The organism is Azospirillum sp. OGB3, assembly GCF_014192915.1.
In the GTDB taxonomy this organism is placed as follows: Bacteria; Pseudomonadota; Alphaproteobacteria; order Azospirillales; family Azospirillaceae; genus Azospirillum.
The window spans coordinates 568,836-582,143 of the sequence record NZ_JACHYN010000001.1 but is presented as its reverse complement, the minus strand read 5'-3'; the positions used below and the strand labels follow the sequence as shown (position 1 = coordinate 582,143).

Annotated in this window: 12 protein-coding genes; 11 read left to right on the top strand and 1 reads right to left on the bottom strand. The window is 68.6% G+C overall.

The annotated features are described in order from the left end of the window. Positions 1–28 precede the first annotated feature (28 nt). From FHW79_RS02735 to FHW79_RS02705, 7 genes are all read left to right on the top strand, one after another. On the top strand, positions 29–1,030 hold the full coding sequence (locus FHW79_RS02735; RefSeq protein WP_247884164.1) for a PhoH family protein: 1,002 nt from the start codon (positions 29–31) through the stop codon (positions 1,028–1,030). Further along, positions 1,030–1,560: an rRNA maturation RNase YbeY gene (gene ybeY / locus FHW79_RS02730; RefSeq protein WP_183177529.1), complete on the top strand. Its 531-nt coding sequence runs from the start codon at positions 1,030–1,032 to the stop codon at positions 1,558–1,560. Before FHW79_RS02735 ends, ybeY begins: the two co-directional genes overlap by 1 nt. Positions 1,561–1,640: 80 nt before the next feature. Then, positions 1,641–2,474: a hemolysin family protein gene (locus FHW79_RS02725; RefSeq protein WP_247884129.1), complete on the top strand. Its 834-nt coding sequence runs from the start codon at positions 1,641–1,643 to the stop codon at positions 2,472–2,474. 195 nt (positions 2,475–2,669) lie between these two features. Further along, positions 2,670–4,259 carry an apolipoprotein N-acyltransferase gene (lnt, locus tag FHW79_RS02720; protein ID WP_348984027.1) on the top strand — a complete coding sequence of 530 codons (1,590 nt, stop codon included), beginning with the start codon at positions 2,670–2,672 and terminating at the stop codon, positions 4,257–4,259. Positions 4,260–4,372: 113 nt separating this feature from the next. Beyond that, positions 4,373–4,861 (top strand): helix-turn-helix transcriptional regulator, encoded by a 489-nt coding sequence (locus FHW79_RS02715; protein WP_183177527.1) that lies wholly within the window; start codon positions 4,373–4,375, stop codon positions 4,859–4,861. Positions 4,862–5,114: 253 nt separating this feature from the next. Next, positions 5,115–6,284 carry a methionine adenosyltransferase gene (gene metK / locus FHW79_RS02710; protein ID WP_183177526.1) on the top strand — a complete coding sequence of 390 codons (1,170 nt, stop codon included), beginning with the start codon at positions 5,115–5,117 and terminating at the stop codon, positions 6,282–6,284. An 88-nt stretch (positions 6,285–6,372) separates the two neighbouring features. After that, positions 6,373–7,083: a tRNA (guanine(46)-N(7))-methyltransferase TrmB gene (locus tag FHW79_RS02705; protein ID WP_183177525.1), complete on the top strand. Its 711-nt coding sequence runs from the start codon at positions 6,373–6,375 to the stop codon at positions 7,081–7,083. Here the strand turns inward: FHW79_RS02705 and FHW79_RS02700 are convergent. Then, positions 7,061–7,375 (bottom strand): antibiotic biosynthesis monooxygenase, encoded by a 315-nt coding sequence (locus tag FHW79_RS02700; protein ID WP_183177524.1) that lies wholly within the window; start codon positions 7,373–7,375, stop codon positions 7,061–7,063. The genes FHW79_RS02705 and FHW79_RS02700 overlap by 23 nt on opposite strands. A 304-nt stretch (positions 7,376–7,679) precedes the next feature. Between FHW79_RS02700 and rimP the strand changes: the two genes are divergently transcribed. From rimP to infB, 4 genes are read left to right on the top strand one after another with little or no spacing between them, the layout of a single operon-like run. Next, a complete protein-coding gene (gene rimP / locus FHW79_RS02695) occupies positions 7,680–8,165 on the top strand; it encodes a ribosome maturation factor RimP (RefSeq protein WP_094301442.1) in 486 nt (161 codons plus the stop codon). Positions 8,166–8,219: 54 nt separating this feature from the next. Continuing rightward, positions 8,220–9,755 (top strand): transcription termination factor NusA, encoded by a 1,536-nt coding sequence (nusA, locus tag FHW79_RS02690; RefSeq protein ID WP_183177523.1) that lies wholly within the window; start codon positions 8,220–8,222, stop codon positions 9,753–9,755. Between the two features lie 30 nt (positions 9,756–9,785). Next, a complete protein-coding gene (locus FHW79_RS02685; RefSeq protein WP_183177522.1) occupies positions 9,786–10,505 on the top strand; it encodes an RNA-binding protein in 720 nt (239 codons plus the stop codon). A gap of 14 nt (positions 10,506–10,519) precedes the next feature. Then, positions 10,520–13,252 (top strand): translation initiation factor IF-2, encoded by a 2,733-nt coding sequence (gene infB, locus FHW79_RS02680; RefSeq protein ID WP_183177521.1) that lies wholly within the window; start codon positions 10,520–10,522, stop codon positions 13,250–13,252. Positions 13,253–13,308 lie beyond the last annotated feature (56 nt).

Below are 13,308 nucleotides of genomic sequence, written 5' to 3'. Positions count from 1 at the left end.
GAACTTCGACGACAACCGGCTGCTGCCGATGCTGTACGGGGAGCATGACCGCCACCTCGCCCGCATAGAAAACCAGCTCGGCGTCTCCCTGATCTCCCGCGGCAACACGCTGACCATCGCCGGTCCGGCGGACTCGTCGGAAGCCGCCCGCTCGGCCATCGACGCCCTCTATGAGCGGCTGAAGCGTGGCATGACCGTCGGCACCGGCGAGGTGGACGCCGCCGTCCGCATGGCGACCGGCGTCGGCGGTGCGGTGCGCGACCAGAATCTGGCGACGCTCAGCCGGGGCGAGGTCGCGGTGCGCACCCGCCGCAAGGGCGCCATCACCCCGCGTTCGCCCATGCAGACCGCCTATCTCCAGGCGCTGGCGGAAAGCGAGATGGTCTTCGGGCTCGGCCCGGCCGGCACCGGCAAGACCTACCTCGCCGTCGCCCAGGCGGTGGCGCTGCTGACCACCGGTCAGGTGGACCGCATCATCCTGTCGCGCCCCGCCGTCGAGGCGGGGGAGCGGCTGGGCTTCCTGCCGGGCGACCTCAAGGAGAAGGTGGACCCCTACCTGCGCCCGCTCTACGACGCGCTGCACGACATGCTGCCGGCGGAGCAGGTGAAGAAGCGGCTGGAGTCCGGCGAGATCGAGATCGCGCCGCTCGCCTTCATGCGCGGCCGCACGCTCGCCAACGCCTTCGTCATCCTGGACGAGGCGCAGAACACCACGCCGATGCAGATGAAGATGTTCCTCACCCGCCTGGGCGAGGGGGGTCGCATGGCGGTCACCGGCGACATCTCGCAGACCGACCTGCCGGCCGGCACCAAATCCGGCCTGCGCGAGGCGCTGGACATCCTGGAAGGGGTGGAGGGCATCCGCTTCGTCCATTTCACCGCCGCCGACGTGGTCCGCCACCCGCTGGTCGCCCGCATCATCCGCGCTTACGACCGTGCCGAAGGCGACCGCGCCGAGGTGGACCGTGCCCGGGGCGCCCGCGCCGACGGCCGGCGCCGGTCGGCTCCGGACGCGGAGGGAACACCGTGATGGCCGTCGACGTCGTCGTTTCACGTGAAGCGGGCGATTGGGCGGAGAACGCCGAATGGCTGTGCGAACGGGCGGCGCTCGCTGCGCTCACCGTCACCTACGACGAGGATGAGGGTCCGGCGGAGCTGTCCGTCGTGCTGGCCGACGACGCGCTGGTGCACCGGCTGAACCGCGAATACCGCGGCAAGGACAAGCCGACCAACGTGCTGTCCTTCGCCCTGACCGAGGCGGAGGAGCCCGAATTGGGCGAGGACGCGCCGGTCATGCTGGGCGACGTGATCCTGGCCTGGGAGACCGTCGCCCGTGAAGCCGCCGAGCAGGGTAAAACACCTTCGGACCATATGACCCACCTTGTGGTGCATGGCGTTCTTCATTTGCTCGGGTATGATCACGAGACGGATGACGAGGCCGAGGAGATGGAGCAGCTCGAAACCGACGTGCTCGCGACCCTTGGCATCGCCGACCCGTACGCCGCCACGCGCTCTCCGCCCGGAGAGCCGAACCTGGACGAACAACCACCGGACCGATGAGCGAGATTTCCGACAGTCGAACGCCCCGTGAAGACGGGGCCGAAGATCAGCAATCCTTGGGCCACCTGTTTCGCGGGTGGATGAGGACCGTTTTGGGGGGGCGCGACGACGCCACTCTGCGCGCCACGATCGAAGGCCTGATCGAGGATCAGGACAGCGGCGAGGGATCGCTGGGGGCGGGCGAACGTGCCTTGCTCGCCAACATCCTGAAACTGCGCGACCGCACCGTCGACGACGTGATGGTGCCCCGCGCGGACATCGTGGCCGTGGAGGTGGACACGCCGTTCCCCGCCCTGGTCCAGCGCATGGCGGAGGAAGCCCATTCCCGCCTGCCGGTGTTCCGTGAAACGCTCGACGACGTCGTGGGCATGATCCACATCAAGGACGTTCTGGTGGCGATGGCCAGCCGGACGCCGGTCGAACTCAAGGACATCGTGCGCGATCTCAGCATCGTCGCGCCCAGCATGCCGGTGGTCGACCTGCTGGTGCAGATGCGCCAGAAGCGCCAGCACATGGCGCTGGTGGTCGACGAGTTCGGCGGCATCGACGGCCTCGTCACCATCGAGGATCTGGTCGAGGAGATCGTCGGCGAGATCGAGGACGAGCATGACGAGGAGGCCACGCCCCATTTCGTGGAGCGTCCCGACGGCTCGATCCTCGCCGACGCCCGGGTCTCCATCGAGGATTTCGAGGACCGCGTCGGCGCCTTCCTGACCGAGGAGGAGCGTGAGGAGGTCGACACGCTCGGCGGTCTCGTCGTGTCGCTGGCCGGGCGGGTGCCGGGCAAGGGGGAGACGCTGATCCACCCCTCCGGCCTGGAGTTCGAGATCGTCGAGGCCGACCCCCGCCGCATCAGGCGGCTGCGCGTCCGCACCGCCCCCGCCGAGAATTCCGCCCTGGCCGAGGTCGGCTAAGCCCACAGGGTTTCTCACCACGAAGGCACGAAGGACACAAAGACGGCACAAAGAGGCTCTACCGCGTCCCCGGACTCACCGGGAAAGCGGGAGCTTCTCTGTGCCCCTCTTCGTGTCTTCGCGCCTTCGTGGTGACGTCGTTTCCAGCCCGGCACAATCGCCTCACCAGCCCATCCGCATCCGGAGTGCCACCGCTTGACAGTCACCGACATGACGACCACCCCGGCCCGGCTGGGCCGTCTGTCCGCGGGTCTGGCCGGGCTGACCGGCTGGCGCCGGCTGCTGGCGGCGGCGGGGTTCGGCGGGCTGGCGACGCTGGCCTTGCCGCCGGCCGACGCGGTGCCGCTTCTGCTGATCGCCTTTCCGGGGCTGCTCTGGCTGCTCGACGGGGCGCGGACCAGGCGGCAGGCCTTCGCGGTGGGCTGGTTCTTCGGCTTCGGCCATCATCTGCTCGGCCTCTACTGGATCAGCGCGGCGCTGTTCACCGACATCGAACGGTTCTGGTGGGCGCTGCCGCTGTCGGCGGCGGGGTTGCCGATCCTGCTGGCGATGTTCACCGGCTTTGCCACGCTGCTGGCCTGGACGCTGAAGGGAAGGGGGCTGGGGCGGATGTTGCTGTTCGCCGCCTCCTGGGCGCTGTTCGAATGGCTGCGCGGCCATGTCTTCACCGGCTTCCCGTGGAACCTCGTCGGTTATGGCTGGACGGGCTTTCTGCCGGTTCTGCAAGGCGTCTCGCTGATCGGCATCTATGGCCTCAGCCTGTTGACCGTGCTGGTGGCGTCGCTGCCGGCGGGCTTGGCCGACGCGGCGGTGCCGCGACGCCGCGCCTGGGGGGCGCTGGCCGCCGGGCTGGCGCTGTTCGCGGCGCTGGGCGCCTGGGGCGGGCTGCGGCTGGCCGGGGCGTCGGACGCGACGGTGCCCGACGTGCGGCTGCGGCTCGTCCAGCCGGCCATCGACCAACGGCTGAAATGGGCGGCGGGCGAGCGGGTGCGCAACGTCCAGCAGCAGATGGAACTCTCCGCCGCTCCATCCAGTGAGCCGATCACCCATGTGATCTGGGCCGAAACCGCGGTGCCTCTGTTCCTCAACCAGGACGCCCGCCTGCGCCAGGCGCTGGGGTCGGTCACGCCGCCCGGCGGGCTGCTCGTCACCGGGGTGCCCCGGATGGAGCCTGGGCCGGAGGGCGAGCCGCTCTATTACAACAGCTTGGCGGCGGTGGACGGCAGCGGCGCGGTGACGGGGCGCTTCGACAAGTTCCACCTCGTGCCTTTCGGCGAATACATGCCGCTGCGCCGCTGGCTGCCGGTCGGGGCGATCGCCGGCAACGGGGCGGAGTTCTCCGCCGGGCCGGGGCCGGTGTCGCTCGATCTCAAGGGCTTGCCGCCGGTCAGCCCGCTGATCTGCTACGAGGTGATCTTCCCCGGCGCCGTGCTGCCTGCGGTGGAGGAGGGCGCCGGGCGGCCGCGCTGGATGCTGAACCTGACCAACGACGCCTGGTACGGCAACACCGCCGGCCCGCATCAGCACTTCGCCATCGCCCGGACCCGCGCGGTGGAGGAGGGGATGCCGCTGGTCCGCGTCGCCAACACCGGCATCTCCGGCTTGGTGGATTCCCACGGCCGCATCACGGCCATGCTTCCGCTTGGTCACCGTGGAGTGGTCGATGCGGCCTTGCCGGAAGCGCTGCCCACCCCCACTCTCTACGGACGTGTGGGCGATGGCGCGTTTGGGTTGCTTCTTTTGACCTGTTTCGCGGTGGGCCTGCGCGCACGACATCGCGGTTAGCGCAACCGAGACTCTTTTTTCAATCACGCGCATCGGGAGCGCTCGGGCGCCCTTGACTGCATACATGGATATGTCGTATCAAGGTTGCACAACTGTTTCAGGGAATTAGAGCAATGCAAGCAACGCCAGCGCGGGGCCGCCGGGCCACTGCCGGCCGTCCCAAGACGGGAAAGCCGAACCCGATCGACGTTCACGTCGGTTCCCGCGTCCGGTTGCGCCGGACCCTTCTCGGAATGAGCCAGGAAAAGCTGGGCGAGGCCATCGGCCTGACCTTCCAGCAGGTGCAGAAGTACGAGCGCGGCGCCAACCGCATCGGCGCGTCCCGCCTGTTCGACCTCAGCCGCGTCCTGGACGTGCCGGTGTCCTTCTTCTTCGACGACATGCCGGCGGAGGCCGCCGCGGCCCCGGTTGACGACGACGAGGGTGGCGGCGCCGCTTTCGAGGAGCGTTCGGGCGGCTACGAGCCGGACCCGATGGCCAAGCGCGAGACGCTGGAACTGGTGCGCGCCTACTACCGCATCAACGACCCGTCGGTGCGCAAGCGCCTGTTCGAGCTGACCAAGGCCGTTGCCAACTCCGGCATGGTCGAAGCGGCCGAGTAATACAGTTCAGAGACCCGTGCCGAGCAACCGGAAGCAATCCGGACGGCAGAAGGATTGGGGAACGCGGCCCACCGGCCCGTTCCCCGATGTTTTTTAGGCGAATTTCCATTGCCCTCCCCCAACCGCGGGGAGATCGCTTGACCTGGAACGCAAACCTTGTCACATACGGAAAATGACCGGCTTTCCGTGGGTGCTGCGCTGGTCTTCCCCGATAATTCTGTACAATAGCCCCCGTCCATTGCCGAGGTTCGTCGTGGCCAAGCTCAACTACGTGTTCACCAGCGAGTCCGTGTCCGAAGGCCATCCGGACAAGGTGTGCGACCGCATTTCCGATGCCATCGTCGATCTGTACCTGTCGCACGACCCCTACGCCCGCGTGGCCGTGGAGACGCTGGCGACCACCAACCAGATCGTTCTGGCCGGCGAGGTGCGCGGGCCGGAAAGCATCACCCCCGACATGCTGGTCCAGGTCGCCCGCGCCGCGGTGAAGGACATCGGTTACGAGCAGGACGGCTTCCATTGGGAGAAGATGGACGTCAAGTGCTTCGTCCATTCGCAGTCCGCCGACATCGCGGTCGGCGTCGACGCCGCCGGTGAGAAGGACGAGGGCGCCGGCGACCAGGGCATCATGTTCGGCTACGCCTGCAACGAGACCCCGGCGCTGATGCCGGCGCCGATCTACTACAGCCACGCCATCCTGAAGTCGCTGGCCGAGGCCCGCCACTCCGGCGCCGCCCCGCAGCTCGGCCCCGACGCCAAGAGCCAGGTGACGCTGCAGTACGAGAACGGCAAGCCGGTGCGCGCCACCGCGGTGGTCGTCTCCACCCAGCATGCCGACGGGCTGACCCAGGAGGAGGTGCGCGAGATCGTCCGTCCGCACGTCCTCAACTGCCTGCCGGCGGGCTGGATGTGCGACGAGGCGAACTTCTACGTCAATCCGACCGGCCGCTTCGTCATCGGCGGTCCGGACGGCGACGCCGGCCTGACCGGCCGCAAGATCATCGTCGACACCTACGGCGGTGCGGCCCCGCACGGCGGCGGCGCCTTCTCCGGCAAGGACCCGACCAAGGTCGACCGTTCGGCCGCCTACGCCGCGCGCTATCTGGCCAAGAACGTGGTCGCCGCCGGCCTGGCCGAGCGCTGCACGATCCAGGTCTCCTACGCCATCGGCGTGTCGAAGCCGCTGTCGGTCTACGTCGACACCCACGGCACCGGCACGGTGGACGAGGACAAGCTGTCGGAGGTGCTGCAGAAGCTGGTGGACCTCAGCCCGCGCGGCATCCGCACGCATCTGGGCCTGAACCGTCCGGTCTACGCGCGCACCGCCGCCTACGGCCATTTCGGCCGCGAGGCGGAGGCCGACGGCGGCTTCTCCTGGGAGAAGACCGACCTCGTCAACGACCTGCGCACCGCTTTCTTCTAAGAAGCGGCTTCTTCCAAGACCGGACCCGTTCGTCCGGGATGCAGGGGCCACACGGCCCCTGCGTTCGTTTTGGGACCCTGTTGTCACGATGACCGACTCCTTCCTGGACTCGTCCAAGAGGCTCTACGGGCGGCGCAAGGGGCGTCCGCTCCGCAAGCGCAAGACCGAACTGCTCGACGGGCTCCTGCCGTCGCTGGAAATCCCGGTGCCGCAGCCGGGCGACCGGATCGACCCCCACGCCCTGTTTTCCAAACCCATGCGTGACGTCTGGCTGGAGGTCGGCTTCGGCAGCGGCCACCACATGGCGTGGCAGGCGGCGAACAACCGCGACGTCGGGGTGATCGGGGCGGAGCCCTTCATCAACGGCGTGGCCGGCCTGCTCAAGCTGGTGGATGACGAAGGCGTGCAGGACAATGTCCGCGTCCTTCCGGACGACGCCCGCCCGCTGCTCGACGCCCTGCCGGACGCCTCCATCGGGCGCGCCTTCGTGCTGTTTGCCGATCCCTGGCCGAAGAAGCGCCATTGGGAACGCCGCTTCATCGGTCCGGACAACCTGCCGCGCCTCGCGCGCGTGCTGAAGGATGGAGCGGAACTGCGTCTGGCCAGCGACGACATGGGGCTGGTGCGCTGGATGCTGGAGCACACGGTGCGGCACCCCGATTTCGAATGGACCGCCCGCGGCCCGTCCGACTGGCGCCACCGCATCGCGGACTGGCCGCCCACCCGCTACGAGGAAAAGGCCATCGAGGCCGGGCGCAAGCCGGTCTTCCTGCGCTTCATCCGCAAGGCGCGGGGGTAGACACCACCGGCTCTCCATAATGCTCCACCACCGGGAACGGGTCGTAGAAGTGGTGGAGCAGGGCCTTCCAGCGGTCGTAGCGGTCGGAGTCCCGGAAGCCTTCGGTGTGATCCTCCAGCCGCTCCCAGCGGACGAGCAGAAGGTAGCGGTCCGGCGCCTCCAGGCAGGGCCGCACCTCCAGCCCGAGGAAACCCGGAGTCGCGGCGATCAGGGGCAGCGCCTCGGCCATCGCCCGTTCGAAGGCCGGGCCCTGGCCGGCTCTGACGGTCAGCAGGGCCGTTTCGAGGATCACGGTGAACTCCGTCTTGGAAGCGTTTTCCGCGCGGTGCGACGGCCGCCGGGGGCTTGACGTTACCCGTGCCGGACCCGCTTACCAAGCGCCGGGCATAGGACCTTGCGGAAAAGCGCTTGCGGCCTGCTCCGGAATGTCTATATTCACCGCATGAACCCATACGGATCGGCGGCTCGGGAAACCGGGCCGGCGGGACGCTTTGCGGGTGGGCCTTGGCCCACTTATTTTTTTATCAGCGTATGGAATCCCCGTGTTGGTCCCAGGGCGCTGTGCCAGGGGAGACCGCGGGGGCGGGTCAGGTGGAATGGAAGCAACCGGTCGTATCGAGCAGATCATCACGCCGTCGGTCGAAGCCATGGGCTACGAACTCGTGCGTGTGCAGTTGACCGGTGGGCAGCGCATGGTTCTGCAGGTCATGGCGGAACGCGCCGACGGCGCGCCCATGACGGTCGAAGACTGCGCCGACATCAGCCGCGCGATCTCCGCGGTGCTCGACGTTGAAGATCCGATCAAGAGCGCCTACACGCTGGAGGTCAGCTCGCCCGGCATCGACCGGCCGCTGACCCGTCTGAAGGATTTCGAGCGTTTCGCCGGTTTCGAGGCCAAGCTGGAGACCCGGCTCGCCGTCGATGGCCGCAAGCGCTTCAAGGGCATGCTGAAGGGCGTCGAAGACGGCCTCGTGTGCATCGAATCGGAACAGGGAGCCGCCCGGCTGGAGTTCGACAACATCCTGCGCGCCAAGCTGGTCTTGACGGATGAACTGATCCGCGCCAGCCAGGGCCAGGGTTGACGGCCGCTCCGGGCTTCACTCGAAGAACAAACGCCAGTCCAGGAAGTGTGACGGATGGAACTGCTGCAAGTCGCTGACGCGGTTGCCCGCGAAAAGAACATCGACCGGGACGAGGTCCTGGAGGCGATGGAGCAGGCGATTCAGAAGGCCGGGCGCTCCAAGTACGGCCACGAGCACGACATCCGCGCCCGCATCGACCGCAAGACGGGCGACATCCACCTGACCCGCCACCTGGAGGTGGTCGAGGCGGTGGAGAACGAGGCGACCCAGGTGACCCTCGCCTACGCCCAGCGCCGCAAGCCCGGCGCCCAGGTCGGCGACTTCCTGGTCGATCCGCTGCCGCCCATCGACTTCGGCCGCATCGCCGCACAGACGGCCAAGCAGGTCATCGTCCAGAAGGTCCGCGACGCGGAGCGCAAGCGCCAGTTCAACGAATACAAGGACCGCACCGGCGAGATCGTCAACGGTCTGGTCAAGCGCGTCGAATACGGCAACGTCACCGTCGACCTGGGCCGCGCCGAAGCGATCCTGCGCCGCGACGAGCTGCTGCCGCGCGAGCATTTCAAGAACGGCGACCGCGTGCGCGCCTACATCTACGACGTGCGCGAGGAAGCGCGCGGCCCGCAGATCTTCCTGTCGCGCACCCACCCGATGTTCATGGCGAAGCTGTTCGCCCAGGAAGTGCCGGAGATCTACGACGGCATCATCGAGATCAAGGCGGTCGCCCGCGACCCGGGCTCGCGCGCCAAGATCGCGGTGATCAGCAACGACAGCTCCATCGACCCGGTCGGCGCCTGCGTCGGCATGCGCGGCAGCCGCGTCCAGGCGGTCGTCGGCGAGCTGCAGGGCGAGAAGATCGACATCATCCAGTGGAACCAGGAGCCGGCGACCTTCATCGTCAACGCCCTGGCCCCGGCCGAGGTCGCCAAGGTCGTGATGGACGAGGACAACAGCCGCATCGAGGTGGTGGTGCCCGACGACCAGCTGTCGCTGGCCATCGGCCGTCGCGGCCAGAACGTGCGGCTGGCCACCCAGCTCACCGGCTGGGACATCGACATCCTGACCGAGCAGGAGGAGTCGGAGCGCCGCTCGGACGAATTCCGCACCCGCTCGCAGCTCTTCATGGAAGCGCTGGACGTGGACGACGTGATTGCCCATCTCCTGGTCGCCGAAGGCTTCACCTCCGTGGAGGAGATCGCCTACGTCGAGACCGAGGAGCTGGCCGAGATCGAAGGCTTCGACGAGGATGTGGCGGAGGAACTGAAGCAGCGCGCCCTCAACTTCCTCGATGAGCAGGACGTCCGCATGACCGAAAAGCGCCAGGCGCTCGGCGTCGAGGACGCGGTGGCGGAAATCACCGGCTTCAGCCCCACCCTGCTGGTGAAGCTGGGTGAGAACGGCGTGAAGACGATGGACGACCTCGCCGATCTCGCCGCGGACGAGCTGCGCGACATCCTCGGCAAGGAGGCCCCGACGGAAGACGAGGCCAACGAGATCATCATGGCCGCCCGTGCCCACTGGTTCGATGGCGAGGAAGGCGCGCCCACCGCGGCGCAACCCTCGGCCGACGACCAGGCGGCACAGAGCTGAGCCGGGACTTAGGACGCACAAACGGTACGGATGGTTGGGCTGAGCGACAGGAACGAACAGACTCCGGCGGACGGTGAACCGGACGGCCTCGCGGCCGAAGGGGAGGCGCTGTTGCCGGCGGACCTGGAAAAGGGCCCGCTGCGCCGCTGCATCGCCACCGGAACCGTGCAACCGAAAGACGGCATGATCCGTTTCGTGGTATCACCCGACGGCGAGATCGTGCCCGATCTGGAGGAACGGCTTCCGGGCCGCGGCCTCTGGCTGGCGGGGGACAAGGCGGCCTTTACGAAGGCTGTCGCAAAGAACATGTTCGCCAAGGCGGCGCGGCGCGCGGTGCGCGTCCCGCCCGATCTGGCGGAGCGGCTGGAGAAGCTGCTGGAGCGGCGGTGCCTGGATGCCTTCGGGCTGGCGCGCCGGGCCGGGCAGGCTCTGGCCGGATACGAAAAGGTGCGCGAGGCGCTGAAGACCAATCAGGTCGGACGCGCCGGGCCGCCCTATCTGCTGGTCGAGGCCAGCGACGGTTCGCCCGACCAGCGGGGCAAGATCACAGCGCTGGCGCCGGACATGCCGGTCGTGGACCTGTTCGACGCCGCGGCGATGGCCGCGGCTCTGGGACGGGAAAACGCCGTGCACGCGGTGGTGGCGCGCGGGAAGCTGGCCAAGGGATTGGCACGCGACTCCGCGCGTCTCAAGGGTATCAAAGGCTTTGTCGCCGGCTCTCCGCCGGCCGGCCACGTAAGCAACGTCTGACCATTCGGGAACCGATGACCGACAGCAACGACCAGGACCAAAAGAAAGTCTTGCACCTCTCCGGCTCCGGCAAAGGGAAGCTGGAGCTGAAGAAGCCGGTCGAGACCCAGGTCCGGCAGAGCTTCTCCCATGGCCGGTCGAAGCCCGTGACCGTGGAGGTCAAGCGTAAGCGGGCCGTGGAGAAGGGCGCCCTGCCGGGCGTGGCCGACGGCGGCGCCGCCGCGCGTCAGGCCGCCCAGGGCATCCCCGTCCGCGGCGTGCCGGGCCAGCGCCAGCGCGGCGGCGGCGGCGGTGCCGTCCGTCAACTGACCAACCAGGAACGCGAGGCGCGCATCCGCGCTCTGCAGGGGGCGGCCGAAGACAACCGCCGCCGCGCCGAGGAGGAGGCCGAGGCCGCCGTCCTGGCCGCCGAAGCCGCTGCCCGCGCCGCCGAGGAGGAGGCGTCCCAGCCGGCCCCGGTGGTCGAGGAGGAGCCGGAGATTCTCGACGCCGAGACGCTGCGCCAGCGCGAGCTGGCCGAGCTGCGCGGCATCGAGGAGGCGGAGCGCGCCAAGGCCCAGGAGGCCGAGCGCCGCCGCCAGGAAGAGGAAGCCAAGCGCAAGGAGGCCGACGAGGCCAAGCGCAAGGACACCGAACAGACCCGCCCGCAGGGCGCGGGTGCCCGTCCCGCCGCCGGTGGCGCCGGTGCGCGCACCGCGTCCACCACGGAAGCTCCGGTTGCCCGTGGTCCGGGGGCTCCGGCCGCTCCGCGCTTCGGCGAGGAAGAGGACGACCGCCGCGGCAAGCCCGGGAACAAGAAGGCCCCGGCTCCGGCTCCGGTCCGCAAGGCCGCTCCGGGCGCCGACCGCCGCAAGGGCTCCAAGATGACCGTCTCGCAGGCGCTGAGCGACGAGGGTGGTGAGCGCACGCGCTCGCTGGCCGCCGTCCGCCGTGCCCGTGAGCGCGAGCGGCTCCGTCAGATGAGCCGTCAGGAGACGCAGAAAGTGACCCGCGACGTCGTGCTGCCCGAGGTCATCACCGTCCAGGAGCTGGCGAACCGCATGGCGGAACGCGGCGCCGACGTGATCAAGCAGCTCATGCGCATGGGCGTGATGGCCACCATCAACCAGACCATCGACGCCGACACGGCGGAGCTGATCATCGCCGAATTCGGCCACCGCGTGCGCCGCGTGTCGGAGGCGGACGTCGAGGTCGGCCTGCGCCTCAACGACGATGCGGAAACGGCGCTGGTGCCGCGTCCCCCGGTCGTCACGATCATGGGCCACGTCGACCACGGCAAGACCTCGCTGCTGGACGCCCTGCGCCAGACCGACGTGGTCAGCCGCGAGGCCGGCGGCATCACCCAGCACATCGGCGCCTATCAGGTGCAGCTGGAGTCGGGTGCGAAGATCACCTTCATCGACACGCCGGGCCACGCCGCCTTCACCGAGATGCGCGCCCGCGGCGCCAACGTCACGGACGTGGTGGTGCTGGTCGTCGCCGCGAACGACGGCGTCATGCCGCAGACGATCGAGGCGATCCATCACGCCAAGGCCGCGAAGGTTCCGATCATCGTCGCCATCAACAAGATCGACCTGCCCGACGCCAAGCCGGACCGTGTCCGCCAGGAACTGCTCCAGCACGAGCTGGTCGTGGAAGAGCTGGGCGGCGACATCCAGACCGTGGAAGTGTCGGCCAAGGCCAAGCGCAACCTGGACAAGCTGGAGGAGGCCATCCTCCTGCAGGCGGAAATCCTGGAGCTGAAGGCCAACCCGGAGCGCACCGCCGAGGGCGTCGTGGTCGAGGCCAAGCTGGAGCGCGGCCGCGGCTCGGTCGCCACCGTGCTGGTCCAGCGCGGCACGCTGAAGGTCGGCGACGTCTTCGTCACCGGGTCGGAGTGGGGCCGCGTCCGCGCCCTGGTCAACGACCGCGGCCAGAGCGTCGAGCAGGCCGCCCCGGCCAGCCCGGTCGAGGTGCTCGGCCTCAACGGCACGCCGCTCGCCGGCGACGACTTCACCGTCGTCGAGTCGGAAGCCCGTGCCCGTGAGATCGCCGAGTTCCGCCAGCGCAAGAAGCGCGAAGCCGCCAACGCGGCGTCGGCCCGCGGCTCGCTGCAGGACATGTTCAGCCGCATCCAAGCCGGCGAGGCCAAGGAACTGCCGGTCGTCATCAAGGGCGACGTGCAGGGCTCCATCGAAGCGATCTCCAACGCCCTGGAGAAGCTCACGGCGGAGAACACCGAGGTCAAGGTCCGCGTGCTGCACGCGTCGGTGGGTGCGATCAACGAGTCCGACATCACGCTGGCGAACGCCTCCAACGCGATGGTCATCGGCTTCAACGTCCGCGCCAACCCGCAGGCCCGCGACATGGCCAAGCGCGACAGCGTCGAGATCCGCTACTACTCGATCATCTACAACGTGATCGACGACGTGAAGGCGGCGCTGACCGGCATGCTGTCGCCGACCCTGCGCGAGCGTTTCATCGGCTACGCCGAGATCCGCGAGGTCTTCAACATCACCAAGGTCGGCAAGGTCGCCGGCTGCATGGTCACGCAGGGCACCGTCAAGCGCGGCGCCGGCTGCCGCCTGCTGCGCGACAACGTCGTCATCCACGAGGGCACGCTCAAGACGCTCAAGCGCTTCAAGGACGAGGTCAAGGAAGTGCGCGAGGGTTACGAGTGCGGCATGGCCTTCGAGAACTACGACAACATCCTGGCCGGCGACATCATCGAGGCCTTCGAGATCGAGGAGGTGGCGCGCGAGCTGTAAGCCCGCCGCCGCACCCCGGCTCACGGACCGGTCACAGACGACGTTACAAGTGACAA

Bases quoted from the DNA above. Each gene is read 5' to 3' on its own strand.
- FHW79_RS02735 (WP_247884164.1), top strand. From the start codon at position 29: ATGCTGTACGGGGAGCATGACCGCCACCTCGCCCGCATAGAAAACCAG.
- ybeY (WP_183177529.1), top strand. From the start codon at position 1,030: ATGGCCGTCGACGTCGTCGTTTCACGTGAAGCGGGCGATTGGGCGGAG.
- FHW79_RS02725 (WP_247884129.1), top strand. From the start codon at position 1,641: ATGAGGACCGTTTTGGGGGGGCGCGACGACGCCACTCTGCGCGCCACG.
- FHW79_RS02715 (WP_183177527.1), top strand. From the start codon at position 4,373: ATGCAAGCAACGCCAGCGCGGGGCCGCCGGGCCACTGCCGGCCGTCCC.
- FHW79_RS02705 (WP_183177525.1), top strand. From the start codon at position 6,373: ATGACCGACTCCTTCCTGGACTCGTCCAAGAGGCTCTACGGGCGGCGC.
- rimP (WP_094301442.1), top strand. From the start codon at position 7,680: ATGGAAGCAACCGGTCGTATCGAGCAGATCATCACGCCGTCGGTCGAA.
- nusA (WP_183177523.1), top strand. From the start codon at position 8,220: ATGGAACTGCTGCAAGTCGCTGACGCGGTTGCCCGCGAAAAGAACATC.
- FHW79_RS02685 (WP_183177522.1), top strand. From the start codon at position 9,786: ATGGTTGGGCTGAGCGACAGGAACGAACAGACTCCGGCGGACGGTGAA.
- infB (WP_183177521.1), top strand. From the start codon at position 10,520: ATGACCGACAGCAACGACCAGGACCAAAAGAAAGTCTTGCACCTCTCC.